This is a genomic window from Shewanella sp. 8A, from assembly GCF_023475945.1.
GTDB lineage: Bacteria > Pseudomonadota > Gammaproteobacteria > Enterobacterales > Shewanellaceae > Shewanella > Shewanella xiamenensis.
The window spans coordinates 140,507-166,713 of record NZ_JAMDJP010000010.1; the positions used below are offsets into that span (position 1 = coordinate 140,507).

Here is a 26,207-nt window from a genome sequence, read left to right on the forward strand (position 1 = left end):
ACAGGAAAGGGATTGACATGACCATAGAAAATATCAGCTGTAACAAGAGCTTTGGTGGTTGGCACAAACAGTATCGCCATCAATCTCAGGCGCTGAACTGCGAGATGCGCTTTGCGATTTACCTGCCACCCGAGGCGGCCAATAAGCCTGTACCTGTGCTGTATTGGCTATCGGGTCTCACTTGTACCGACGAAAACTTTATGCAGAAGGCGGGCGCGCAGCGTATTGCGGCGCAGTTGGGAATGGCTATCGTCGCTCCCGATACCAGTCCTCGTGGTGATGATGTTGCCGATGCACCGGATAAAGCCTATGACTTGGGCCTCGGCGCAGGGTTTTATGTGAATGCGACCAGAGCACCTTGGAATCGCCACTATAAAATGTACGACTACATCGTGCATGAGCTGCCAGTGCTGATTGAAGCGAATTTCCCCGTAACCGGACAGCGCGCCATCTCTGGCCACTCCATGGGCGGGCATGGCGCGTTAGTCATTGGATTAACCCATCCCCACAGATATAGCTCCATTTCGGCCTTTAGCCCTATCAGCAATCCAAGCAATGCGCCTTGGGGGATTAAAGCCTTTACCGAGTATTTAGGGGAAAATCGTGAGCACTGGCGCCAATATGATGCCTGTGAGTTACTCAAATTGGCGATCAGCGAAGTGCCTATTTTAGTCGACCAAGGCGATGCCGACAGCTTTTTAGACGCGCAACTGATGCCACAAACGCTTAATGATATCGCCAAAGCAAAAGGCTATCCCTTAGATTTGCGTATGCAGGCGGGCTACGATCACAGCTATTACTTTATTGCGAGCTTTATTGAAGAGCACCTTAAATTCCATAGCTTGTATTTTAAATAAGGCTGTTTAGCGTTAACCCCTTTCAGGATTAAACCTCAGAGTTAAAGCCTAGGGTTAAATATTAAAAAGCGCGGTGAACATCAAGTTCGCTGCGCTTTTGTTTTCTACGAATAAATCTCGATGTGATTCAGCATGTCATGTTGGCCCATTGCGCCTGAATGATTTGAATGCAGCGGCTATATCTCAAATGAGAATAAGCTGTTAAGTGCTCGAAATTAATGATGATTCATTCTCTATATTCTCAATACAATATTGGCGAATAAATATACATAAGGATAGGAGTTCAATATGAAATGGATGTTCGTACTGTTACTGGCGATAACGAGTACCGCCAATGCCATGATTATTATGCATGATGTCGATGACGCGAAATATCAAGCGGCGGCGCAAAGCGATAATTCGACGGTCACCTTTTTAGGACTTTATAAAGGTGATGAAATCGTGCTTGGTACAGGCAGCCTTATCGATAAGCAATGGATTGTGACGGCGGCGCATGTGGCTAATGAGCTAACGACAGACAATAAAGTGCAATTTAAAAAGGATTTTTATCAGATTAAAGACGTGATAAAACATCCACTTTGGAAAGAGAGGCACTTTCCCTACGATATTGCCTTGGTTCAATTGGCTTCTTCCATTGAGGATGCAACACTCGCTAAATTGAATCATGCCACAACCGAAACGGGCAAAATCGCCACCTTCGTCGGACGTGGCGATTATGGTAATGGGCTAGTGGGCGTTGTGGCGGCCGACAAACAATTGCGCGCGGCACACAATGCCGTAGTTGGGGTGCAGGAGCAATGGCTGCAATTTATCTTTGACCGCGACGCGAATGCTTTACCATTGGAGGGGATCAGTGGCCCAGGAGATTCGGGTGGCCCCGCATATCTCGTCTCGACAAATTCAGTCTGCCTTATCGGTGTCAGCTCATGGCAAAATGCTGAGTCAACCAATTGGGAAGAAGGTAAGTATGGCGTGATTGAGCATTACTCACGCATTTCCTATTTCAGAGATTGGATCGAGAAAACACTTTGGCAGATATCAGGGATATCGCCAGAAATATGTCCCGATAGTTAAGGTATTAGATTGTACTTTTGCGATAAATTGCCGCTATTTCACTACTCTCTATTGTTTGCTCTCATAAAAACGGATGTGTACATCGGTGAGTTTGGCCTAATTTAACCTGAGCTCGGGATAAGTAGAGCCGCTGAATAGACATCTTTTCGGGCCTCTCTGCGTTGCTCTGTCTCACCATCGCTCGCTATGGCATACGACAGAGCGCCTTGATATGCACAAAAAATCTGCGCATTCAGTCAGAAAAAATTTTCTTTCCAAAACAATTATTTATGGCATTGATTTAGTTAGGGCGTGTTGACGTTTCGAGATTAGATTTTGTTCGTTCTGGCAAGCACGTGCTCGCGAAACGAGGAATGATGTGTAGTTTACTCAAATGACGAGCGGCTCTTATGACTGAAAGTAAGAGCAAGGGCTTGCCAGACGAACCCTTCGGGCAGCATTTGGCTGGCTTTTCTGCCGCGTTATCGTCCGTTTATGTAGAATAACTACACTGCACGGACTTTGCCTTGCATAAAAGCCAGCCACATTGCTGCAAAAATAACCCTGAAACGTCAACACGCCCTAGTTAAATTTAGATTTTTTCGACACTGGTTACCCCGAGTTTAGGTTAATTTACTTTTTGAAGAGCATCATATTTCGTTTATTTAATTGTTTGGATAGGTAAGCCTGTCGTGTTTTGAGGAATAATTTGAAACAATGTATTTTAGTGATTAGATAGAAAAAATTTATTTTAAACAGTAAGTTATTTTTCTATTCATGGGAATGAAGTGTGTTTAATGGAGGGATAATGAAAAAGATAAAGCTTGTGGCGTTTTTGAGTTTAATGTTGTTGGGCGGTTGTGCTTCTTACACTACGCCTGGTGGCAGTGTGGCTATCGGCAGCTTAGCAGATTCGGATATTAATGCGCTGATGTCGGTGCAAGCGGCTGCAACATTCCCTGCACATATTGCCGTGGCACGTATTCAGGCGCCGGGTTATGCATCCTACCGTTTAAGCAGTTTTGGCACAGGCCGTTACAGTGTGGTCACTACTCGTGAAGTCGAAACCGAAGCCGATTTTGCTCAATTAGGTAAAATGCCGCAGGTGGCAGGGATTGCACCGTTAAATCGTATTTTGTTGCCGGAGCAGTTAGATTCCATCAAATCATTGCGGGAAGCTGCGGCAAGACTCAAAGCGGATATCTTACTGATTTATACCTTTGATACCTCTTTCCATGCGGGTGAGCAGCAATTTGCGCCACTGAATGTCATTTCCCTTGGGTTGTTAAAAAATAAAGAAGTGAGCGTGACGACAACCGTCTCGGCGGCTCTGTTTGATGTGCGCACCGAATATTTGTATGGATTAGCGGAGTCGACGGCAAAGGAAAGTCGAAACGCATCGGTATGGAGCACCTCTGATGCAGTCGATGATTTGCGCCGAGAGACTGAAAAACAAGCGTTTTCGCAGCTTATTCCTGAAATTGAAAAAACGTGGTCGGGAGTGATTTCGCAATATGTGAATTCATCAATGAAAGCGACAAACTAAACGTTGTACTCATTTAAAGATAAACAAATGCCGCGCTTAATCGTTTAGGTTTGAACGGTTAAGCGCGGCATGACAGTGCTAAAGACTTAAGTTAATTAACAGCTTGAGTGGATTAACACTCAACAATGTTCACCGCAAGGCCACCTTTGGCGGTTTCTTTGTATTTACTGCGCATATCTTTACCTGTATCCATCATGGTTTTAATCACTTTATCCAGTGATACCTTGTGGTTACCGTCGCCGCGCAGCGCCATACGTGAGGCGTTAATGGCCTTGATTGCGCCCATTGCATTACGTTCAATACAGGGCACTTGTACTAGGCCACCTACGGGGTCGCAGGTTAGGCCTAGGTTATGTTCCATACCAATTTCGGCTGCGTTCTCAACATGTTCGACTGTGCCGCCCATAATCTCGGTTAAGGCGCCAGCCGCCATTGAGCAGGCTACGCCGACTTCACCTTGACAGCCAACTTCAGCGCCTGAGATCGAGGCATTTTTCTTATACAAGATACCAATTGCAGCGGCGGTTAACAGGTAACGGGCACAAACGTCGATATCGACTTCTTGCACGAAGGTATCGTAGTAACAAAGCACGGCAGGAATAATACCTGCGGCGCCGTTTGTTGGTGCAGTCACAACGCGATCGCCTGCTGCGTTTTGCTCGTTTACCGAGAGGGCGAATAAATCGACCCAATCCATTGCGGTTAATGGATCGACGTTGTTACGGCCTTCGGCTTTGAGGCGACGATAGAGTGCTGGCGCGCGGCGACGCAGCTTTAAGCCGCCAGGCAGAATACCTTCCTTCTGATAACCTCTTTCGATACAGGTTTTCATGGTTTGCCAGATATTCCACAGCTTGGCTTTGACCTCTTCTTCACTGGCAAGGCTGAGTTCGTTGGCCATCATTAAGGATGAAATGCTTAAGCCATGTTCAGTACAAAGTTCGAGTAATTGGGCGCTGCTGTTAAAATCATAAGGTGCTGATTCAATTTGCGATGCTGGTGAGGCATTACGTTGGTTGATTTCATCTTCATCTAAGATAAATCCGCCACCGACAGAGTAGTAAGTGCGCTCAAAAATACATTCGCCTTTGCTGTAGGCATATAACGTCATGGCGTTCGCATGGGCGGGAAGGGTTTTACGTCTGTGGTAGGTAATGCCGTCTTCACGGGTAAACTTGACTACTTTGCCGCAGCTGAGGGTGAGGGTCTCATTTTTAGACACTTGCTCAAGAATGCCATCGATGCTGTCGGTATCGACGGTTTCAGGATCTTCACCCATCAAGCCTAAAATGACCGCCTTACCTGTGCCGTGGCCCTTGCCGGTTTGGCCGAGGGAACCAAAGAGTTCGGCTCTTAATTCATCCACTTGGGCAATCTGGCCCGAATCAGCAAGGTGCTGCATAAAAATTTTGCCCGCTTTCATGGGGCCAACAGTGTGTGAACTCGAAGGGCCAATGCCGATCTTGAACATATCGAATACGCTAATCATGATTGAAGTCCTGTTGTGTCTCGATTTTTATTTTAGTGTGTGCGGATGAACTTTGCAGTTATCGTGTTAATACGCTGGTTTTTAGGGCATCAACTCTGGCAAACTGCAGGCATTATCCACGTAAAAATAGGCTTGTGTGATACGCTTATGTTCAGTATCCCATAAATCAGTATCAAGATTCACATTAGTTTTTTTTATTAGAAAGTCTTCGGATAAGCTGAGCTTAATTAGCGGATCATTAATGTCGATTTTATGGTCTACATTATCGGTTTTGGGCAAAATTTGACGGTGAATGGCTCGCTTTTTGGGGATTTTTGTGAACCCTGTAGCCAGTATCGCTATGGTTATTTTTTGAGTATGAATAAGAAATTTTAGGGAGAATTATGAGTTATCTAATGCTGGATCTGCTGTCTTTAGAGGTCAGTGAGGCTGAAGCTGAGATGCTGCGCCATCCGCAAGTGGGCGGTTTGATCCTGTTTTCCCGCAACTTTACTAGCCGTGAGCAATTAATTGCCTTAGTGCAGCAGATCCGCCAAATTCGTCCCGAGATTTTGATTGCCGTCGACCATGAGGGCGGACGAGTACAACGTTTTCGCGAAGGTTTTACGCTTATTCCGGCCATGGGGGATATTTTGCCAGCGGCTAAGGGCGAGATGGCATTGGCGAAACGTTGGGCTTGTGAGCTGGGTTTTTTAATGGCCATCGAGTTACTCGCCTGTGACATCGACTTAAGCTTTGCGCCTGTGCTCGATCTTAACGGCATTAGCCAAGTCATTGGCAAACGTAGTTTTAGTGCAAAGCCCGATGAAGTGATTGCGTTAGCGCAGAGTTTTATTGAGGGTATGGCCGAGGCGGGCATGGGTGCCGTGGGTAAGCATTTCCCAGGTCATGGCAGTGTGGCGGCAGATTCCCATATTGCGCAACCTATCGATGAACGTGAGGCTGAGGCGATTTTTAATCAAGATATTCTGCCGTTTAAGGAGTTGATCGCTCAAGGTAAATTATCAGGCATTATGCCTGCCCATGTGATCTACCCTAAAGTTGATCCCAATCCTGCGGGCTTTTCAACCTATTGGTTAAAGCAGATCCTTCGCCAAGATCTGGGTTTTAACGGGGTGATTTTCTCCGACGATCTGGGGATGAAGGGCGCATCTTTTGCGGGAGATTATATAGGCCGCGCTCAAGCTGCGTTGGATGCGGGTTGCGATATGATTTTGGTTTGTAATGATAATCCAGGTGTTATGTCACTCTTAAACGGTTTTGTATGGCCTTCTGCTGCACCGAAACATCCGGCGAGTTTACTTAAACCTAATGCGGCGCAGACTGCTATCGCATTAGAAAATAGCGCTCGTTGGGAAAATGCTAAGCAGCTGGCCGAGCAAATACAGCTCGCACAACAGGCAAAAGTTTGATGTAGCGCAAGGTTCTGCAATGAATATTTGCTAGGGTTAGTGGCATACGCCTTGTTTGGCAGATTGTTAAAAGGTCTCAATATGATTTTTTATCTTCATGGATTCGATGCGACTAGCCCTGGTAATCACGAAAAAATGCGTCAGTTGCAGTTTATTGACCCAGATGTAAGGCTTATCAGCTATAGCACTTTGCATCCCAAGCATGATATGCAGCATTTATTGAAAGAGGTCGCCAAGCAAATGCAGTATAGCGACGATCCCACGCCGTTAATGGTGGGCGTCGGTTTGGGGGCGTATTGGGCTGAGCGAATTGGTTTTTTAAATGGGTTAAAGTCGGTGTTGATCAATCCCAATCTTCATCCAGAAGAGACAATGCAAGGGAAAATTGATCGCCCGGAAGAGTATGCCGACATCGCCAATAAGTGTGTTTCAGAGTTTAGGTTGAAGAATACCCACAAAGCGATGTGCATTCTGTCTCGTTTTGATGAAGTGCTCGACAGTCAAGCAACGTCCAGTGAACTCAGTTGTTTTTACCCTATCGAATGGGATGAAACTCAACCCCATAAATTCCCACAATTAGCGGCCCATTTGCCTAAAATCAAAGCTTTTAAGCTAAACGGTTAATACTCGTTTGCAGACTCATCATTAGACCGCGCATCGCTACTCATTTGTAGGGGAATAGGTTTGGTTTTCGTGTGATTGCCAGCCTTAGCCTTCGCTCATTTCCATATTTCAGTTCGTTATATGTACGGGGTTGCTGCTTATGCTACCGAGCGTCATGTATTGGTATATCGATATATTTCATATTTGGAATGGTTGACGGTATATATTATTGGTTTGGTTGGCTATTTCAGTAAAAAGCATTAAATAAGTACTGTAAGAGTGGATTTATCTATCATTTTGTTGAAATTTGTAATTAATTGTGTAAAGTAGCGCGTCTTAATAGTTTGTTACAAAATGCTACAAACTTTTATGCCATTAGTCCATTTATGGACAACCTTTTGCGTATGTCGCCCGACACAGCTAACAGCGGTCTTGTTAGCTGTTTTTTTATGCGTTTCATTTCATTTGTTTCACTCAGTAAATCCATCACTTAACACATTTATAACGTAACTAAGCTCAAATCTCGGCTATGCTTAAACTCGCATGAGAATAACAAGCTAACCTTGTTCAGGAGTCTTAAATGAAACGGGTGCTAATCAAATTAACGGGAACCGTACAGGGTGTGGGCTGTCGGCATGCGACACTGACAAAGGCTCGAGCCTTGGGCGTGACAGGTTATGTGACTAATTGCGTCGATGGAAGTGTCGAAGTGCTCGCACAGGGCAGTAATCCTGCTGTAGATAATCTTATTGCCTGGTGTGAGTTAGGCGTGCCTTGCACCGATGGATTAATGGTGCAGGTGGAAGAAGACCAAGGCGATGATATTTATTTGGATTTTTCAATAGTGCGCTGACTTGCTGCTAAATTCAGTCTGGGTGAGTCTTGAATGGTCATGGGGCTATTGGTGATAAAAAAGCGGTAATTACACTCGTATTACCGCTTTTTATTTAGCATTGATCGGCTGGCGTTTTATGCGCTAGGTTGCGCCATTTTACGGATCTGGATCACCATGCCCATTTCGGGATGATCGAGATAATGAATTTCATCACTTTTCACTCGGCGATTCTGTTCCAGCGGAATAGACATCAGGTAAGGCGTCATCACTTTAACAGGCGTCGCATTAGTATTTGTGCTGGTTTCATCGGTCGGCACAGGCATTAATTTACGTCCTTCTTTGCGAAGATTTAAGGCCGTTTCGATATAGAGGTAGTGGCTGAGGTAAATATTCAGCGTTCCATCAAGTTGCCAAACAGGAGATGGCAGTAATGGTGCCGAACTTTCTAAAGCCATTCCTTGGGAGCCTTGAGTATTTTGCATCGAACTGTTTAACGCTTGTTGCACAATTTGGCGGCCATCGAAGTGGTAGTTGGCGGAGAAATCCTTACCAGCAAATAGGCGAACAGGCACTGAGCCGCTTTTACCCGTCATAGGTTGCTGCCATGTCATATGCAGTAGACTGCGATTACCACGTTCTCTGGATAAGCTATTAACGATACTTGAAAACTGACCTTGGTTGCTTGCGAGTAATACCGGGCCACTGCCAAGTTTGGCGTAGGTTTGGCTGCTACTGCCGATTTCCGATGGGATCATGCTTGGGTAACGGTACTGGGTGGTCGTTGTGCTTGGGCCTGTGATCCTTAAGCCGCTTGTAGTGCTATTATCGGTGTTACTAGTGGCATTTGTATTTGTGTTTTCTGCGCAATGGCTATTGGCATCGGCATCATAAACAAGTGTGCAAGGCGCAGACTCGTTACTCATTGAGACCACTGCCTGACCGACAACAGGTGAGATGAGGTCGATTGCACTATTGGTTTTCGTCTCGATAGGGGCCATTGGCCATTGCTCAGTTGACTGGCTTTGGCGTTCGAAAATATAGACTTCAACCTCGAACCACGCCTCAGCACGGGCAAGTGAACTGTGTGAAAGTGCAATAAGTGTAGCGATAGAGACCGCGAGTTGACGTAACACTATTTATCTCCAAGACGATGTTGCGATTGATGTTGAGATAGTTGTTCGAGCAAGAGCTTGACTAACGCGAGCCTCTCTTTTGCTGTTTCGGCGCTGAGCATGAACTTTAACTTATTCGGCCCATCCATTCGATAGATTTGTGGCTGACTTTGCAGTAATCCGATGATAAAGCCTGGGTCGATATTATGATCCTGACTAAATTCGATACTGCCACCTTTGCTATGTACCTCAATTTTAGTCACCCCTAGCCGAGTAGCCTGATGTTTATACAGGGTCATTTCCATCAAGTTTTTAGTGGCCTCGGGCAGCAATCCAAAGCGGTCGATAAGCTCAACTTTAAGTTCGTCTAAGGCTTCCTCGCTGTCACAACTGGCGATACGTTTGTAGAGTGATAGGCGAATATTCACATCACCGACATAGTCTTCTGGCAATAGGGCTGGAATTCTGAGCTCCATTTCACATTGTTGATTGAGCATTTGCGCCAGCGACGGCTCTTTGCCTTGCTTAAGCGCTTTGACCGCTGCCTCTAGCATTTCCATATAGAGGCTAAAGCCAATTTTAGAGATATGGCCGCTTTGCTCATCACCTAAGAGTTCGCCTGCGCCGCGGATCTCTAAGTCTTGAGTGGCGAGCATAAAACCTGCACCTAAATCTTCAAGAGCATCAATGGCTTCTAGACGCTTACGAGCATCACTAGTAATGCGCTTAGGATGTGGCGTCATCAAGTACGCGTATGCTTGATGGTGCGAGCGTCCCACGCGGCCACGCAATTGATGTAATTGGGCTAAACCAAAGGTGTCGGCGCGTTCGATAATAATGGTGTTGGCACTCGGGACGTCGATCCCCGTTTCAATAATAGTGGTGCAGACTAACACGTTGAATCTTTGATGATAAAAATCCGACATGACTCGCTCAAGATCCCGCTCGCGCATTTGGCCATGGGCCACCACCACCCGAGCTTCAGGTAGCAGTGTGCTGATGTCCTGGGCACATTTGTCAATGGTTTCGACATTATTGTGCAGGTAATAGACTTGGCCGCCACGGAGGATTTCACGCAATATTGCCTCGCGCACAGTTGCTGGATCGGATTCGCGTACAAAGGTTTTTACTGCTAAACGTTTAGCGGGAGGCGTGGCAATAATCGATAAATCGCGCATCCCTGACATCGCCATGTTGAGGGTACGGGGGATAGGCGTAGCTGTGAGGGTTAAAATATCCACATTGGCACGCAGTGCCTTGATTTTCTCTTTTTGTCTGACGCCGAATCGATGTTCTTCGTCGATGATAAGTAGGCCTAGATTTTCAAATTTTGCCTCGGATTGCAGCAATTTATGGGTGCCAATCACGATATCGACTTTGCCTTCTTCGAGCTGTTTTAGCACTTGGGTCTGCTCTTTGGCGGTTCTAAAGCGTGACATCACTTCAATCACTACCGGCCAGTCGGCAAATCTGTCCTTAAAGTTTTCGTAGTGCTGCTGGGCGAGTAACGTGGTGGGTACCAACACAACCACTTGTTTACCTGCATTCACCGCCACAAAAGCGGCGCGCATTGCGACTTCGGTTTTCCCAAAGCCCACATCACCGCAAACTAATCTGTCCATTGCGGTTGGTGACTGCATATCGGCGAGCACGGCATGTATTGCGCTTTCTTGATCGACGGTTTCTTCAAAGGGGAAACCTTGAGCGAATTGGGCGTACTCTTCGTCATTGATTTCGCAGCTCTCACCCGGACGTGCTTGGCGACGAGCATAGACATCGAGAAGCTCTGCGGCCACATCGCGGATTTTTTCAATGGCTTTATTTTTTGCTTTGGCCCAAGTGTCGTTACCCAGTTTATTGAGGTGAGCTTCACCGTCTGCGCCGACACTGTAGCGACTGATCAAATGTAAATTGGAAACGGGGACATAGAGCTTATCGCCACCAGAGTACTCAAGTTGCAAATATTCAGCGACAATGCCGCCAGTATCTAAGGTAACTAAACCTTGGTAAAGGGCAACACCGTGCTCCAAGTGGACGATCGGCTGGCCGACTTTCAGCTCGGCTAAGTTTTTGATCAGGGTATCGTTACTGATCTGGCGCTGTTTTTCGCGGCGACGCTGCTGTGAAATCCGCTGACCAAAGAGCTCGGTTTCGCAGATGATGCTCACGGCCGTTTGTGCCCCTAGCCCCAGTACACAACCACGGGATAAGGGCGAAACGATCAAGCCAAGTCTGACATCACTTTGAATGAACTCATCAAAATGACTAAATACGCTAGGTTTTAACTGGATTTTACCCAAGAGTTCGAGCAGGGCTTCACGGCGGCCTTCAGACTCTGCACTAAACAGCATTCTGGGCGCACGTTCGGCATAATATTCGAGTGCGATTAATGGTTGCTTTAATTTATGGTTGGCGCTGATCTCTGGCAAAACACTGGCATCAATCTGAGCGGCTGCACTATTGGTGTCAGGATTTGGGGCGACAAATTGATAGCGAGACAGCGGCTTAAAGGCGGCAAATAATTCTTCTATCAGTAAGTACAATTCTTTAGGGGAAAGCAGTGGCCGTAGCGGATCGACCCGTCGGTCTTCATATCGTGTTTCCACTTCATGCAAATGGGCGCGAGCGGATTTTTCGATATCGCCCAAGGTGACTAACTGAGTGTCTTTTGGCAGGTAATCGAACAGAGTCGCAACCTCATCAAAAAACAGTGGCAGATAGTTTTCAATCCCAGCGGGCATCAGATTGCGGCTTACCAACTGATAAACCGATTCTGGTTCTTTAACGATCACCTCAAAACGACGGCGATAGCGCTGTCTAAAGCCTTCGATGGCGCTGCTATCGGTTGGAAATTCTTTCGCCGGTAATAACCGCACCGCATCGACGGGTGTAGAGGATCGCTGGGTCTCTGGGTCGAAATGGCGAATGGTTTCAACTTCATCATCGAAAAGCTCGATACGCAGCGGCATATTCACGCCAGTGGGGAAGATATCGAGGATCGAGCCCCGAATGGCAAACTCACCGTGCTCGTAAACCTGCTCAACTAAATGATAACCCGTGTCGGTTAATTGCTGACGTACATCATGGAGCTGATATTTATCGCCCTTTTTAAGCACAAATACATTAGAGCTTAAATAGGATTTCGGCGGCAAGCGCATCATCAGTGTTGTCACCGGCACGATAACCACGCTGTGCTCGGCATGGGTAATTTGTGACAGGGTTTCTAAACGCTGGGAAATTAAATCCTGGTGGGGTGAAAAACTGTCGTAGGGCAGGGTTTCACGGTCAGGGAACAGCCGCACCTTAATGGTGGTTTTTGCCAATAAATAATTGAGTTCTAATTCGAGACTCAATGCCGTTGGCGTGTCACTGGTGACAACCAGCGTGGTGCCTTTGTGTTGGCGAATAAGGCTGGCGAGGGTGACCGCTTGACCAACCCCGGCGATACAGGACAGGGTTTGCATTTGAGTGCCATTTTTAACAACGGGCGGTGTTAGGGCTGAAATATGTGTCATTGGCGTGGGATAAACGAATTCATTCACAATAAGTTGCATTTATTGTAGTGACTTGGGAGCGAGGGTGCTAGTGAAAACTCTTGCCATTATTGGCGTTCGTCCCTAGCAAGCTTTCGCAGTTTAAGTTGTTTTTGTTGAACATTGAGGCTAGCTTTGACCAGTTGCTCCACATCCGAATCCAGTATTTGGCTAAATTCGAGGTCGATTAGATAGGGTGACGAGGCGTTGTGCTGTTGTGCTTGGTGCACATTTGATTGGGTTTCCGGTGAGCGCATACACGCGGTGACCTTGGCAAAACATAAAATAGCGACCAGTTCGTCATGGATAAATAAGGTAACTTTAACATGGCGCCCTAGAGGTAATGCGGTCGTGCTGATTATGCGAATACCGCTACCACCAAACTGACAACCATCATATTTATCACCTTCTTGGACTTCTTTTTCGAGCACGTGTTGCAGGACTAAATCTACCTTGCGCGATTGTAGTTTGAGAAAGTCGACCACAACCTTGGCTTCATTATCTAAATGTCGCAGTTGTAATAGGCAGCTCGCTTCAAGGGCTTTTACTTCGCTTAACAGCTGGATCCCTAAGGATTGCATTGATCTTAAAGCCATTTCACTGGGTAAAGGTCTGTTTTCGTCCCAGAGGCTTAAGTAAGCAGTAAAGGGATGAGGCACACTAAAATACGGATTGGTGTCAGTGAACAAGGCTTGCCTCTTTATTTATAAGACCTAAACCCCTATTATCGTGCCCATCTTAATGATTTAGCAAGTTCAGCACACAGGACGCAGCCCTCTTTCAATGGATCTTAGATTCCCTCTCTATGTTGGTTACCGTTATTGGCGGGCCAGAAAAGCAAACGCATTTGCTTCTTTTATTACCTTATTTGCCGTATCCGGTATTTTTTTAGGGGTTGCCGCGTTAATCGTGGTCAGTTCGGTGATGAATGGCCTTGAAGGGCAATTAAAACAGCGCATCCTTGGCGCTGTGCCGCAATTGACTGTGTACACTAACACTCCCTTAAATGATTGGACTATTGCGGCAGAAAAGCTAACTAAACTGCCCGGTGTGCAAGGGGTGACGCCCAGTGTCTCGACGCAAGCCATGGTGCAGTCGGCGGCGAATATCCGCGCCGTCCAAGTGTTTGGGGTGTTTCCTGAGCTTGCTGAAAAACTTTCCGCGGTGGCGCAGCATACTTATTCCGGGGCGTTTAACGAGTTAACCAGTGGCCAGTATAAGGTCATATTGGGCAGCGAACTGGCGCGCCAGTTAAAAGTTAACCCTGGGGATACGGTACGCTTATTAAGTGGCGATGGCGTGGTGTACTCGCCGCTAGGCCCAGTACCCAGCCAACGTAAGTTTTTAGTGTCTGCGGTGTTCGAAATGGGCTCACAAGTGGATGCGGGCGTGGCTTACGTTCATTATCAAGATGCAAAGCGGTTAATGCGTCAACCGAGTGATGAAATCAACCAGCTAAGGCTGTATTTAAACGATCCTTTTAACGCGCCTGCGCTTGCCAAGGATGTGCAGCAAATCTTAACAGAGCAGGGCATCGAGGCGACCACGAGCGATTGGCGTGACACTTATGGACATCTATTTAGCGCAGTGAAGATGGAAAAAAACATGATGTCGCTGATGCTCAGCCTGATTGTGGCGGTAGCGGCATTCAATATCGTTTCGGCACTAGTCATGATGGTTGTCGATAAAACTACCGATGTCGCAGTGCTTAAAACCCAAGGTTTAAGAACCTCAGCTGTGATGGGCATTTTTGTGGTGCAAGGTTTATTAAATGCGGTGTTAGGTTTAGCGCTGGGCTTAGTGGTGGGTATTCTAATTACTCTTAATTTGAATGGCATTATGGCAACCCTTGGGATCTCCATTTTAGGAACGGGGCAAATGTTGCCGGTAAAACTGGCACTTGGGCAATTGTCGCTGATTGTTGTTGGCACCTTAGTGGTGACCTTAGTGGCGACCCTTTACCCTGCGCTAAGGGCGGCAAGGGTGCAGCCAGCGACAGCGCTGCGTTATGAATAACGGTGTTTTCAATAATTAAAACAATTGCTCCATCGTAAAAGTGGAATTTTGGCGTGGTACTTTGCCCATGTCATATAGAATCAATAGCGAGAATCTCAATGCAAGATGTGTTACTGCAAGTGCAGGCGGTGAGTAAGAGTTATCACGACGGTGATGTAACCACGCAGGTGTTGTCTGATGTGGATTTACAGGTATTTAAGGGCGAACAGCTGGCGATTGTGGGCACTTCAGGATCTGGTAAAAGTACGTTACTGCATATTATGGGGACGCTTGATAAACCGTCATCGGGCAAAGTGTTGTTGGCAGGTGAGGATTTATATCAGGTGAGCAGTGCGCGCCAGGCGCAGATCCGTAATCAGGATTTAGGCTTTATTTATCAATTCCATCATTTATTGCCTGAATTTACCGCCCTTGAAAACGTGGCTATGCCGGCATTTATCCAAGGTCGTGATCGCACATTGGCGCAGGCCGATGCCAAGGTTTTGCTCGAGAGAGTTGGGCTTGGGCACAGAATGAGCCATATTCCTGCTGAGCTTTCGGGCGGTGAACGGCAACGGGTGGCGATTGCCCGGGCGCTTATCAACAAACCCAAGTTAGTGCTGGCCGATGAGCCAACGGGAAACCTTGACGCCAAGAGCGGTGAGGCCGTGTATGAACTTATTCGTGAATTGGCCAATCAACTCGGTACGGCGTTTGTGGTGGTCACCCACGATCCTAAATTGGCGGCGCGGATGGACAGACAACTCACCATGAAAAATGGTTATCTACAAGTACCGGATAGCGCCCAATGAAAGGACCATTAGCCCTCTCGATTGGTTGGCGTTTTTACCGTGCGCGCCAATCCAATAGTTTTATTAGCTTTATTTCCTTTGCATCGACAGCGGGTATCGCCCTAGGCGTAGCGGTATTGATTATCGTGCTCTCGGCGATGAATGGATTTGAGCGCGAGCTGGAGCAACGTTTACTCGGGGTGATCTCCCAAGCCGATGTGGTAGGCGTGAATGAGCCGATTGCTGACTGGCGCGCTGTTGAGCAAACCGCGTTGCAGATTGAAGGTATTACTGCTGCGGCACCTTTTATTCGTATGCAGGGTTTAGTGCAAAAGCCCGGTGGTTTTCAAGGGCTTGCTGTTGTCGGTATTGATCCTGAGCAAGAGGCAAAAGTCTCTACGTTGTCGCAATTTATGACCCCCGAGACTTGGCAAAGCTTGAGCGAGGATGACAATCACATCGTCCTTGGTGAAAGTTTGCTGAAAAAATTAGGCCTCGAAGTCGGCGATACGCTGGCGCTGTATGTACAAGATCTTGACCCTGAACATGCGGGAAGTTTACGTGCCGCAAAAAGCCATCGCTTTGTGGTGTCTGGTGTGTATCGCTTAGGTGGTGAGCTTGAATTAACCACCGCGTATATTCCAATGCGTTATGCGGCAAATATCCTGAATTTACACCAAGGCGTGACGGGCGTTCGCATCAGTGTGACGCAGGTGTTTGAGGCACCAGCTAAAATTCGCGAGCTAGGCTATGCGTTGAACCAGTCGGTGTATATTAGTGACTGGACCCGTACACAAGGGCACTTATATCAGGATATTCAATTAGTTCGCACCATAATGTACCTGGTATTAGTATTGGTGATCGGGGTGGCATGTTTTAATATTGTGTCAACGCTGGTGATGGCGGTGCGCGATAAAGCCAGTGAAATTGCGATCCTGATGACCATGGGGCTTAGCCGTTTATCCGTGATGGGCATTTTTATGGTGCAGGGGGCATTAAACGGTTTAGTGGGGTGTGCGCTCGGTGGGGTGATTGGTATCGTGACGGCCATTAATCTCAGTGCTATTGCCCGTGGTATTGAGCAATTGTTCGGGATTGAATTGTTGTCCGCGGATGTGTATTTTGTGGATTTTCTTCCCTCGGAACTGCATATGGCGGACGCCTATTTAGTGATTGCGACCGCGTTTTTGATGAGCCTGATTGCAACCCTTTATCCCGCATGGAAAGCAAGTCAAATTGGCCCAGCACAGGCATTGGCGGGCAGATAAGGCGCTACCGTTCTGCACTTAAAAGCTCAAAAATAAAAGGCCAGTGATAATATCACTGGCCTTTTTGGTCTTGTTTTGCGCTAAACGTGATTAACGCTTTAAACCTTCGTTCAATAAAGGACGCATGGTTTTGACTAATTCGGTAGTCACTTTCGGAGAACCTGCAACGATATTGCCAGAGATCAAGTAGTTATGACCGCCAGTAAAATCAGTGACCGTGCCACCTGCTTCACGGCATAGTAGGTCGCCAGCAGCGATATCCCATGGTTTTAAGCCAATTTCAAAGAAACCGTCTAAACGGCCTGCGGCCACATAGGCTAAATCTAATGCAGCAGAACCCGTGCGACGTAAATCTGAACAATGACCAAACACTTCGCCGAAAATGGCCATATAGGTTTCGGTATGTTGACGGGCTTTAAATGGAAAACCTGTACCGATAATGGTTGGTGCTAGTTCGTTGACATTGGTCACGCGGATACGGAAATCGTTTAATTTGGCGCCTTTACCACGGATAGCGGTAAATAATTCTTCACGAACTGGATCATAAACAACGGCAACTTCAGTTTTGCCTTTGTATTGGAGTGCGATAGAAACTGCAAAGTGGGGAATGCCTCTAACGAAGTTGTTAGTGCCATCTAGAGGATCGACTATCCAAATATAGTCTTTGTTTTCACCGCGGTTTTCGCCTTTTTCTTCACCCACGATAGTGTGATCTGGGTAAGATTTACGAATTTGATAGGTAATAGCGGCTTCTGCTTCCTTGTCTACACTGGTAACAAAATCGTTGATACCTTTAGCACTGACTTCAACTCGGTCAAGTTCAGTGTAGGCACGCATAATAGTTTGGCCGGCCGCGCGAGCAGCGCGAACAGCAATCGTCAGCATCGGATGCATTGCAATCCCCTGGATGTTAAAGAACGTTAAAAACAGCGGGCGGCATTATACTCGATTTGAATGTTATATCAAATACCGATTTTCATATAAGCAATCACGCGCGCCTGTGATAATATTCGCTCCCTGTGTTTTATGAATTAAATTAAGTCGTTTCATGCTAAGTAATATTCGGGTGATTTTAGTGGGGACATCGCACCCCGGCAATATTGGCTCCACTGCCAGAGCGATGAAAACGATGGGGTTATCAACCCTGTATCTTGCAGAGCCAAGATGTGACGTCGATGGCCAATCTATTGCTTTAGCAGCAGGTGCTTCGGACATTTTAAAACATCTGGTTAAAGTGGACTCCTTAGAAGAGGCCATTGCCGATTGTAGCTTGGTGATTGCGACTAGTGCCCGCAGTCGGACGCTAGACTGGCCCATGCTCGATCCTCGCGAGGCGGGACAAAAGCTGGTGACCGAAGGGATAACTGGGCCGGTTGCTATTGTGTTTGGCCGTGAAAATCATGGGTTAACAAATGAAGAATTACAGCAGTGTACCTATCATGTTGCGATTCCTGCTAATCCAGAATACAGCTCATTGAACCTCGCGCAAGCGGTGCAGATTATTTGTTATGAGACACGCGTGGCACATTTGGCCCAAGGAGAGCAGGAGCAAGTAGCTGAAGAATATCCCCTTTCAGCCGATCTTGAGCGTTTCTTTGTTCATCTTGAAAGCACCTTATCGTCGACAGGCTTTATTATTAAAAACCATCCTGGACAAGTGATGACGAAGCTTCGACGAATGTTTAGCCGTGCGCGCATTGAAAGCCAAGAGATGAATATTCTTCGGGGGATTTTGACCTCGATTGATAAAGTGGTCGGCAATAAACAAAAATAGCCAAAGCACATTTGGCATATAACGCTAATCGCGAAGGACTGAATAATGGGTGTGATAGCTAGGCTAAAAGAAGACATTGAATCTATATATCACCGTGATCCCGCGGCGCGTAGCGCCTTTGAGATCTTGGTTAATTATCCCGGTATGCATGCTATTTGGTTACACCGGATAAGCCATAAATTATGGAAGCGTGATTGGCGCTTAACGGCTCGCTGTCTCTCCACGTTTTCACGCTGGCTGACTGGGGTTGAGATCCATCCTGGTGCCACCATCGGCAATCGTTTCTTTATTGACCATGGTATGGGGGTGGTGATTGGCGAAACCGCCGAAATTGGCGATGATTGTACTTTGTATCACGGCGTTACACTCGGTGGAACCACCTGGCAAGCTGGTAAGCGTCACCCAACACTGGGTAATAACGTCGTTGTTGGTGCTGGCGCCAAAATCTTAGGTCCTATCACCATGCATGATGGGGCGCGTGTCGGCTCAAATTCTGTTGTAGTAAAAGATGTGCCTAAGGATACGACAGTGGTTGGTATTCCTGGGCGTGTGGTAGCAACGCCCTCACCACAATCAAAAGAAAAATCCGAACGCCGTAGTGCTATGGCTAAGAAGTATGGTTTCGATGCTTACGCGGTCTCACCTGATAATCCCGATCCCGTTGCTAACGCGATTGGTCAAATGCTGGACCATATGCATTTAATGGACTCAAAGGTGCAGGAATTGTGTCAAGCTATCCAGCGTTTAGGTGGCGATGTCTGCACCGAAAGATTGCCAGAGCTGAATGTTGGAGATTTTAACGATGTCGAAAAGGCGGCTGCTGATAAGCGCCAAAGTGCGCTTGATGAGTTTGATCCAAGTATATAGTCCTGAAAATAGCAGAGTAGATACAATTTCTTTTAGAGTCTCACCACTCTGCTAATGCTTTTATTTCGATAGTGCAAATCCCATTGTATAGCTTTTGAACACTTTGGGCATGTGTGCTCTGCTTTCATTTCAAGTTAGTGCGTTAGATCCCGATATCAGGCCAATTTGGGTGATTAATTGCCCCTTTGGCATTGAATCTTAGGGCAGAAAAAGGTTAAATACCCCACCAAGATGAAAGGGTATTGGTTAACGGCACGCTTAAATACTTGAGTGTTTTACTCGGTTTTATACTTGACTGATTTACTCGGGTATGTTGAAATAGCTCCATACCTGTTCGGGAGCTATGGTAGTTATGAAACTTACATCTAAAGGTCGTTATGCAGTAACCGCAATGCTTGATGTGGCTATCCACTCAGCTTCTGGACCAGTTCCCTTGGCGGATATCTCTGAAAGACAAGGGATTTCGCTTTCCTATCTGGAACAACTCTTCGCAAAGTTACGCAAACATGGCCTAGTGGCAAGTGTCCGAGGTCCTGGTGGTGGTTACCGTTTAGGCCTAGAGGCAAATGATATTTCTGTTGGCATGGTGGTTCATGCCGTTGACGAGTCTGTCGATGCGACTCGTTGTCAAGGATTAGGCAATTGCCAGAGTGGAACTCGCTGCTTAACGCACTCGCTTTGGGGCGATTTAAGCAAACAAATTTCAGATTTTTTAGATGGTATCAGTCTTGCGGGCTTAATGCAGAAACGAGATGTGCAATTTATTTCGCTTAAGCAAGACACTATGCAAAAGGAGCAAAGAGTCAGCTTATAGGCTTTTTGTTATACGATAAAAATTATTTTTGTACGTTGTATGTAGCCTCGGCAGAGACTGCTAAGTACGGAGTGTGTTATGAAGCTTCCTATCTATTTAGATTATGCCGCCACCACGCCTGTTGATCCGCGAGTTGCGGAAAAAATGTTCCAATACATGACGATGGATGGCATTTTCGGTAACCCAGCATCACGTTCTCACCGTTATGGTTGGCAAGCTGAAGAAGCGGTAGATGTCGCTCGCAACCAAGTGGCTGATCTTATCAATGCAGATCACCGTGAAATCGTGTTTACCTCTGGTGCAACTGAGTCGAATAACCTCGCCATTAAAGGCGTTGCGCATTTCTACAATAAGAAAGGCAAGCACATTATCACCAGTAAGACTGAACACAAAGCTGTGTTAGATACTTGCCGTCAACTTGAACGTGAAGGTTTTGAAGTCACCTATTTAGAGCCTGAATCTAACGGCATTATTCCGATGGCGCGCTTAGAAGCGGCTATGCGTGACGACACTATTCTCGTCAGCATTATGCACGTCAACAACGAAATCGGTGTGATCCACGATATTGATGCAATCGGTGAGTTATGCCGTTCAAAAGGCATTATTTTCCATATGGATGCAGCGCAAAGTGCTGGTAAAGTACCGATTGATGTGCAACGCACTAAAGTAGATCTGATCTCCATTTCTGGCCACAAAATGTATGGTCCTAAAGGGATTGGTGCCTTGTATGTTCGTCGTAAACCCCGTATCCGCTTAGAAGCGCAAATGCACGGTGGTGGTCATGAGCGGGGTATGCGTAGTGGTACTCTGCCAACTCACCAAATTGTCGGTTTAGGTGAAGCTGCGGCGATTGCAAAAGCTGAAATGGCAACAGATGACGCGCGTATTGCTAAGCTGCGTGACAAATTATGGAATGGCATCAAACACATTGAAGAAACCTATATCAACGGTGATATGACTCAGCGTGTGAGTGGCAGTCTCAACGTTAGTTTCAACTATGTTGAAGGTGAGTCACTGATGATGGCCTTAAAAGATTTAGCGGTTTCATCGGGTTCGGCTTGTACCTCAGCCAGTTTAGAACCGAGCTACGTGTTACGTGCACTGGGCTTAAATGATGAAATGGCGCATAGCTCGATTCGTTTCTCTATCGGCCGTTTTACCACCGAAGAAGAAATTGACCACGCTATTGAAGTTATTACTCAATCTATTGATAAATTAAGAGAAATGTCTCCATTGTGGGAAATGTTTAAAGATGGCATCGACCTGAATCAGGTGCAGTGGGCCCATCATTAATTCGACTAATGACAATAGATAATTTTGGAGCAGTATCATGGCTTACAGTGAAAAAGTGATAGATCATTACGAGAACCCACGTAACGTTGGTTCTTTCGATAAAAACGACCCTTCAGTCGTAACCGGTATGGTGGGTGCACCAGCTTGCGGTGACGTGATGAAGTTACAACTGAAAATCGGTGCTGACGGCATTATCGAAGATGCTAAGTTTAAAACCTATGGTTGTGGTAGTGCGATTGCATCAAGCTCACTGGTCACTGAGTGGGTTAAAGGCAAGACAATTGAGCAAGCTGCGGCGATCAAAAACACTGATATAGCTGAAGAGTTAGCTCTGCCACCCGTAAAAATCCACTGTTCTATTTTGGCTGAAGACGCCATTAAAGCGGCGATTGACGAGTACAAATCTAAACAAGCTAAGTAACATCTGGAGTTAAGATGGCAATTACAATGACCCCAGCGGCAACTGAACGCGTCAGGTCTTTCTTAGCAAATCGAGGCAAGGGCATTGGTCTGCGCCTCGGCTTAAAGACGTCAGGCTGTTCAGGTATGGCTTATGTGCTTGAGTTTGTTGATGCACTGAACGATGACGATGAAGTATATGATATTGATGGTGTAAAAATCATTATCGATGCGAAAAGCTTTATCTATCTTCAGGGCATTGAATTGGATTTTGTTAAAGAAGGACTGAACGAAGGTTTCCAATTTAACAACCCGAACGCAAAAGGTGAGTGCGGTTGCGGTGAGAGTTTCACTGTTTAATTGCCGAATTGACGCATGAATTATTTCGAGCTGTTTAAGTTTTCTCCTACCTTCGATATTGACACCGCATTGCTTGCAGAACGCTACCGCGACCTGCAACGTGCGGTTCATCCCGATAAGTTTGCCAATGATACCGAGCAACAACGGTTGTTGTCGGTGCAACGCACCGCACAAGTCAACGACGGTTATCAAACACTAAAAGATCCCATCCGCCGTGCTGAGCATATGCTCTCCCTGCGTGGTATTGATTTAAGTCATGAGACCACGACAGTGAAAGATACTGCATTTTTAATGCAGCAGATGGAATGGCGTGAAGCACTTGAAGATATTCGTGATAGCGCCGATCCCCAAGCCAGCATTGATGAACTGTACGATTCTTTTGCGACTTACCGCGCTCAGTTGAATAAAGCATTGGCTTCACAGCTGAGCAGTGGCAGTGACGAAGACGCCTTGTTAGCTGCTGATCAAGTTCGCAAACTTAAATTTATGGCAAAATTACACGATGAACTGACGCGTATCGAAGACGCGTTGCTCGATTAATTTTCCTTATTGCAGTTATTTTGCCGATTCCGATTGATTTGAGTCGGCGTTACTAAGTTGGATACATATGGCCCTTTTGCAGATTGCTGAGCCCGGACAAAGTGCCGCGCCGCACCAACATAGACTTGCCGTTGGCATCGATTTAGGTACAACCAATTCACTTGTGGCTGCTGTACGCAGTGGCGTAACGGCAACCTTGCCCGATGAAAACGGACAGCATTCTTTACCTTCGATAGTTCGTTACACTCATGATGGGATTGAAGTGGGTTATGTGGCGGCGTTAAGTTCAGCGCAGGATCCTAAAAACACTATCGTTTCCGTTAAACGTTTCATGGGGCGTAGTCTTGCGGACATCCAAGCTGGTGAGCAATCTTTCCCATATCAATTCGAAGCCAGTGAAAATGGTTTACCGCTGTTTGTGACGCCCCAAGGTCGAGTGAATCCAGTGCAAGTTTCTGCCGAAATTTTACGTCCCCTAATTGAGCGCGCCGAAAAAACCCTTGGCGGTGAGCTGCAAGGCGCAGTGATCACTGTGCCTGCGTATTTCGATGATGCCCAGCGTCAGGGAACTAAGGATGCAGCATCGTTATTGGGTATTAATGTTTTACGCCTATTAAATGAACCCACTGCGGCTGCGATTGCCTATGGTTTAGACTCTAAGCAAGAAGGTGTTATTGCCATTTACGATCTCGGTGGTGGCACCTTTGATATTTCTATTTTGCGTTTAAACCGTGGCGTATTTGAAGTACTGGCTACGGGCGGCGATTCTGCGCTCGGTGGTGATGATTTTGATCATCTTTTACAAGCACATATGCAGCAAGTGTGGCAACTGACTGATATCGACTCTCAGTTAAGTCGCCAGCTATTGATTGAAGCGCGCCGGGTGAAAGAAGCCTTAACCGATTCGAGTGATACTGAGGCTAGTCTTACCCTTGCCGATGGTTCGGTGCTCAAACAAGTGGTTACTAAGGCGCAATTTGAGAGCCTCATCGCTGCGCTTGTGAAGAAAACCATCGCAAGTTGTCGCCGCACCCTACGTGATGCGGGCGTAACGGCTGATGAAGTGCTTGAAACCGTCATGGTTGGCGGTTCTACCCGCGTACCATTAGTACGTGAGCAAGTTGAAGCCTTTTTTGGTAAAGCGCCATTAACCTCAATCGATCCTGACCGTGTTGTCGCCATTGGCGCGGCGATTCAGGCTGATATTTTGGTCGGTAACAAACCCGAATCTGAATTATTACTGCTCGATGTGATCCCCTTGTCGTTAGGGATTGAAACCATGGGCGGTTTAGTGGAGAAAGTGGTGTCTCGTAACACGACTATCCCCGTGGCACGCGCCCAAGAGTTCACCACCTTCAAGGATGGACAAACGGCGATGGCGTTCCATGTCGTGCAGGGTGAGCGCGAGTTAGTTGACGATTGCCGCTCTCTAGCACGCTTTACCCTAAAAGGTATTCCACCGTTAGCGGCAGGTGCAGCCCATATCCGGGTGACCTTCCAAGTGGATGCTGATGGATTATTAAGTGTGACGGCCATGGAGAAATCCACTGGCGTGCAATCGAGCATTCAGGTCAAGCCTTCGTTTGGTTTATCGGATACTGAGATCGCGACTATGCTCAAAGACTCGATGAAGCATGCTAAAGAAGATATCAGCCGCCGTATGCTGGCTGAGCAGCAAGTTGAGGCGGCGAGGGTGCTTGAGTCCTTGAATGCGGCGCTCTCTAAAGATGGTGACTTACTCACAAGCGATGAGCGTCAGCAGATTGATACTGTGATGGCTCAGCTGGTTCACGTTGCTGGCGGTAATGATGCTGATGCGATTAAAAATGCGATCGAAACTCTTGATGAACATACTCAAGATTTTGCCGCAAAACGTATGGATAATTCTATTCGAGTGGCCTTTAAAGGTCAGTCAATTGACAAGATATAGGTGATGTGATGCCCCAGTTAGTCTTTCTTCCCCATGCTGAGTTGTGTCCCGATGGCGCAGTATTGGAAGCTGAAGTAGGTGAAACGATTCTCGATGTGGCGCTGCGCAATGGCATCAATATCGAACATGCCTGTGAAAAATCCTGTGCTTGCACTACGTGCCATTGCATTGTGCGTGAAGGATTTGATGAGCTAGAGCCAAGTGATGAACTTGAAGACGATATGCTTGATAAAGCTTGGGGACTCGAGCCTGAGAGCCGCTTATCCTGTCAGGCTAAAGTGGTTGATTGCGATCTGGTGATTGAAATGCCTAAATACACTGTCAATATGGTGAGCGAAGGCTAAGTCACTTTTGTGCTGAAATCGCCAAAAACCAGTCCTAGTGACTGGTTTTTGGCTTTTGTAGACTAGCATTTGCGCAAGCAATAATAGCCATGATTGATTTATCCTTAAGCAAGCGTATTATGCGCTCAAAATGAAATGGTTGTCGGAGACCAGAATGAGAATCGCGATCCTATCGCAAGGGCCTGAGCTATATTCCACAAAGCGACTCGTTGAGGCTGCGACATTACGTGGTCACGAAGTCAAAGTGATCAATCCGCTCGAATGCTATATGAACATCAATATGCGCCAATCGAGCATTCATATTGGTGGTGAAGAATTACCGCCCTTTGATGCGGTGATCCCACGCATAGGCGCATCAATTACCTTTTATGGCTCTGCGGTATTGCGCCAGTTTGAGATGATGGGCGTCTACGCACTCAATGATTCTGTTGGCATTTCGCGCTCCCGCGACAAGCTGCGCTCAATGCAGTTGATGTCACGTCGTGGTATTGGTTTGCCGATCACTGGCTTTGCCAATAAGCCAAGCGATATTCCTGATTTAATCGATATGGTTGGTGGCGCGCCGCTAGTGATTAAATTGCTTGAGGGCACTCAAGGTATTGGCGTTGTTTTGGCTGAAACCCGTAAAGCGGCCGAAAGCGTGATTGAAGCTTTTATGGGATTAAAGGCTAATATCATGGTACAAGAATATATCAAAGAAGCTAACGGTGCGGATATTCGTTGTTTTGTCCTTGGTGATAAAGTCGTCGCTGCGATGAAGCGCCAAGCCATGCCAGGGGAGTTTCGCTCAAACCTCCACCGTGGCGGTACGGCGAGTTTAGTTAAACTCACGCCAGAAGAACGCTCAGTGGCTATTCGTGCCGCTAAGACCATGGGCCTGAACGTTGCGGGTGTGGATTTATTGCGTTCCAATCATGGCCCATTAGTGATGGAAGTGAATTCTTCACCAGGCCTTGAAGGGATCGAAGGTGCTACAGCTAAGGATGTCGCTGGGGCGATAATCGAGTTTGTTGAGAAAAACGCAATTAAGACAAAAAAAACAACTCAAGCGTAAAGTGAGTGGTGATTAAGCTAAACTCAGGTGAAATGCGTTGAAGTGTCCGTTTGCATAGGGGAAAGAGGATGTCATTAAAGTGGATTGATTCATTAGATATCGCCTTGGAATTACTGGAAAAACATTCAGATGTTGATCCCCGCAAACTGCATTTTACCGAGTTGTATGAGTGGGTGTTAGCGCTAGAGGATTTTGATGACGATCCTAAACATTGCAATGAAAAGGTATTAGAAGCTATTCAACAATGCTGGATCGAGGAAAAATAACATCAGTTACTCACCTTGTTGTTGCGGCAACTTGTCCACGAAATAATCAATTTGCGTGACATCCATCACGCT

General features: G+C 46.7%; 25 protein-coding genes. 20 read left to right on the forward strand and 5 right to left on the reverse strand.

The window, feature by feature from the left end; genetic code table 11:
• Positions 1 to 17: 17 nt before the first annotated feature.
• From fghA to M0413_RS10050, 3 genes are all read left to right on the forward strand, one after another.
• Entirely contained in the window at positions 18 to 857 is an 840-nt protein-coding gene (fghA, locus tag M0413_RS10040) for an S-formylglutathione hydrolase (protein ID WP_249554005.1), read from the forward strand.
• Positions 858 to 1,145: 288 nt separating this feature from the next.
• The gene (locus M0413_RS10045; protein ID WP_249554007.1) at positions 1,146 to 1,931 is read left to right on the forward strand and encodes a S1 family peptidase; all 786 of its coding nucleotides are present in this window, start codon (positions 1,146 to 1,148) and stop codon (positions 1,929 to 1,931) included.
• 787 nt (positions 1,932 to 2,718) lie between these two features.
• Positions 2,719 to 3,456: a hypothetical protein gene (locus tag M0413_RS10050; RefSeq protein ID WP_069454845.1), complete on the forward strand. Its 738-nt coding sequence runs from the start codon at positions 2,719 to 2,721 to the stop codon at positions 3,454 to 3,456.
• Positions 3,457 to 3,568: 112 nt separating this feature from the next.
• On the opposite strand, the gene M0413_RS10055 is transcribed toward M0413_RS10050, so the two are convergent.
• Positions 3,569 to 4,945: an L-serine ammonia-lyase gene (locus M0413_RS10055; RefSeq protein ID WP_037429797.1), complete on the reverse strand. Its 1,377-nt coding sequence runs from the start codon at positions 4,943 to 4,945 to the stop codon at positions 3,569 to 3,571.
• A gap of 383 nt (positions 4,946 to 5,328) precedes the next feature.
• On the opposite strand from M0413_RS10055, the gene nagZ reads away from it, so the two are divergent.
• The 3 genes from nagZ to M0413_RS10070 all read left to right on the forward strand — a co-directional run bounded on the left by nagZ (position 5,329) and on the right by M0413_RS10070 (position 7,813).
• Complete coding sequence (gene nagZ / locus M0413_RS10060; RefSeq protein WP_086903263.1) at positions 5,329 to 6,357, forward strand: beta-N-acetylhexosaminidase; 1,029 nt, start codon at positions 5,329 to 5,331, stop codon at positions 6,355 to 6,357.
• Between the two features lie 81 nt (positions 6,358 to 6,438).
• On the forward strand, positions 6,439 to 6,981 hold the full coding sequence (gene ycfP, locus M0413_RS10065) for an alpha/beta hydrolase YcfP (protein ID WP_055646635.1): 543 nt from the start codon (positions 6,439 to 6,441) through the stop codon (positions 6,979 to 6,981).
• A 559-nt stretch (positions 6,982 to 7,540) separates the two neighbouring features.
• Positions 7,541 to 7,813 carry an acylphosphatase gene (locus M0413_RS10070; RefSeq protein ID WP_037418308.1) on the forward strand — a complete coding sequence of 91 codons (273 nt, stop codon included), beginning with the start codon at positions 7,541 to 7,543 and terminating at the stop codon, positions 7,811 to 7,813.
• Between the two features lie 116 nt (positions 7,814 to 7,929).
• Here M0413_RS10070 and M0413_RS10075 read toward each other — a convergent pair whose 3' ends face one another.
• The 3 genes from M0413_RS10075 to M0413_RS10085 form a co-directional block, all read right to left on the reverse strand.
• Complete coding sequence (locus M0413_RS10075; RefSeq protein WP_249554009.1) at positions 7,930 to 8,928, reverse strand: peptidoglycan binding protein CsiV; 999 nt, start codon at positions 8,926 to 8,928, stop codon at positions 7,930 to 7,932.
• On the reverse strand, positions 8,928 to 12,422 hold the full coding sequence (gene mfd, locus M0413_RS10080; RefSeq protein WP_249554041.1) for a transcription-repair coupling factor: 3,495 nt from the start codon (positions 12,420 to 12,422) through the stop codon (positions 8,928 to 8,930). The genes M0413_RS10075 and mfd overlap by 1 nt, the downstream gene beginning before the upstream one ends.
• An 86-nt stretch (positions 12,423 to 12,508) precedes the next feature.
• On the reverse strand, positions 12,509 to 13,129 hold the full coding sequence (locus M0413_RS10085) for a hypothetical protein (RefSeq protein WP_249554011.1): 621 nt from the start codon (positions 13,127 to 13,129) through the stop codon (positions 12,509 to 12,511).
• Between the two features lie 94 nt (positions 13,130 to 13,223).
• Between M0413_RS10085 and M0413_RS10090 the strand changes: the two genes are divergently transcribed.
• The 3 genes from M0413_RS10090 (at position 13,224) to lolE (ending at position 16,494) form a co-directional block, all read left to right on the forward strand.
• Entirely contained in the window at positions 13,224 to 14,456 is a 1,233-nt protein-coding gene (locus M0413_RS10090) for a lipoprotein-releasing ABC transporter permease subunit (RefSeq protein WP_249554013.1), read from the forward strand.
• A 98-nt stretch (positions 14,457 to 14,554) separates the two neighbouring features.
• Positions 14,555 to 15,247, forward strand: coding sequence for a lipoprotein-releasing ABC transporter ATP-binding protein LolD (lolD, locus tag M0413_RS10095; RefSeq protein ID WP_088585525.1), 693 nt, complete (start codon positions 14,555 to 14,557; stop codon positions 15,245 to 15,247).
• Positions 15,244 to 16,494 (forward strand): lipoprotein-releasing ABC transporter permease subunit LolE, encoded by a 1,251-nt coding sequence (lolE, locus tag M0413_RS10100; protein WP_249554015.1) that lies wholly within the window; start codon positions 15,244 to 15,246, stop codon positions 16,492 to 16,494. The genes lolD and lolE overlap by 4 nt, the downstream gene beginning before the upstream one ends.
• A gap of 90 nt (positions 16,495 to 16,584) precedes the next feature.
• Here lolE and suhB read toward each other — a convergent pair whose 3' ends face one another.
• Positions 16,585 to 17,388: an inositol-1-monophosphatase gene (gene suhB, locus M0413_RS10105; RefSeq protein ID WP_011072272.1), complete on the reverse strand. Its 804-nt coding sequence runs from the start codon at positions 17,386 to 17,388 to the stop codon at positions 16,585 to 16,587.
• A gap of 154 nt (positions 17,389 to 17,542) precedes the next feature.
• On the opposite strand from suhB, the gene trmJ reads away from it, so the two are divergent.
• From trmJ to iscX, 11 genes are all read left to right on the forward strand, one after another.
• Positions 17,543 to 18,268: a tRNA (cytosine(32)/uridine(32)-2'-O)-methyltransferase TrmJ gene (trmJ, locus tag M0413_RS10110; RefSeq protein ID WP_249554017.1), complete on the forward strand. Its 726-nt coding sequence runs from the start codon at positions 17,543 to 17,545 to the stop codon at positions 18,266 to 18,268.
• 45 nt (positions 18,269 to 18,313) lie between these two features.
• A complete protein-coding gene (gene cysE / locus M0413_RS10115) occupies positions 18,314 to 19,135 on the forward strand; it encodes a serine O-acetyltransferase (protein WP_249554019.1) in 822 nt (273 codons plus the stop codon).
• 352 nt (positions 19,136 to 19,487) lie between these two features.
• Positions 19,488 to 19,949 carry a Fe-S cluster assembly transcriptional regulator IscR gene (gene iscR / locus M0413_RS10120; RefSeq protein ID WP_006081858.1) on the forward strand — a complete coding sequence of 154 codons (462 nt, stop codon included), beginning with the start codon at positions 19,488 to 19,490 and terminating at the stop codon, positions 19,947 to 19,949.
• Between the two features lie 78 nt (positions 19,950 to 20,027).
• A complete protein-coding gene (locus tag M0413_RS10125) occupies positions 20,028 to 21,242 on the forward strand; it encodes an IscS subfamily cysteine desulfurase (protein WP_037418361.1) in 1,215 nt (404 codons plus the stop codon).
• A 37-nt stretch (positions 21,243 to 21,279) separates the two neighbouring features.
• Positions 21,280 to 21,663 (forward strand): Fe-S cluster assembly scaffold IscU, encoded by a 384-nt coding sequence (gene iscU, locus M0413_RS10130; RefSeq protein ID WP_011072277.1) that lies wholly within the window; start codon positions 21,280 to 21,282, stop codon positions 21,661 to 21,663.
• Between the two features lie 14 nt (positions 21,664 to 21,677).
• Positions 21,678 to 22,001, forward strand: a complete 324-nt coding sequence (gene iscA / locus M0413_RS10135) for an iron-sulfur cluster assembly protein IscA (RefSeq protein ID WP_011072278.1) — start codon at positions 21,678 to 21,680, stop codon at positions 21,999 to 22,001.
• 15 nt (positions 22,002 to 22,016) lie between these two features.
• Complete coding sequence (gene hscB, locus M0413_RS10140; protein ID WP_249554021.1) at positions 22,017 to 22,541, forward strand: co-chaperone HscB; 525 nt, start codon at positions 22,017 to 22,019, stop codon at positions 22,539 to 22,541.
• Between the two features lie 67 nt (positions 22,542 to 22,608).
• Complete coding sequence (gene hscA / locus M0413_RS10145) at positions 22,609 to 24,471, forward strand: Fe-S protein assembly chaperone HscA (RefSeq protein ID WP_249554023.1); 1,863 nt, start codon at positions 22,609 to 22,611, stop codon at positions 24,469 to 24,471.
• Between the two features lie 8 nt (positions 24,472 to 24,479).
• Positions 24,480 to 24,815 carry an ISC system 2Fe-2S type ferredoxin gene (gene fdx / locus M0413_RS10150; RefSeq protein WP_037418353.1) on the forward strand — a complete coding sequence of 112 codons (336 nt, stop codon included), beginning with the start codon at positions 24,480 to 24,482 and terminating at the stop codon, positions 24,813 to 24,815.
• A gap of 154 nt (positions 24,816 to 24,969) precedes the next feature.
• Entirely contained in the window at positions 24,970 to 25,869 is a 900-nt protein-coding gene (gene rimK, locus M0413_RS10155; protein ID WP_037418350.1) for a 30S ribosomal protein S6--L-glutamate ligase, read from the forward strand.
• A gap of 68 nt (positions 25,870 to 25,937) precedes the next feature.
• Complete coding sequence (gene iscX, locus M0413_RS10160) at positions 25,938 to 26,135, forward strand: Fe-S cluster assembly protein IscX (RefSeq protein WP_037418347.1); 198 nt, start codon at positions 25,938 to 25,940, stop codon at positions 26,133 to 26,135.
• The last annotated feature ends 72 nt before the right edge of the window (positions 26,136 to 26,207 follow it).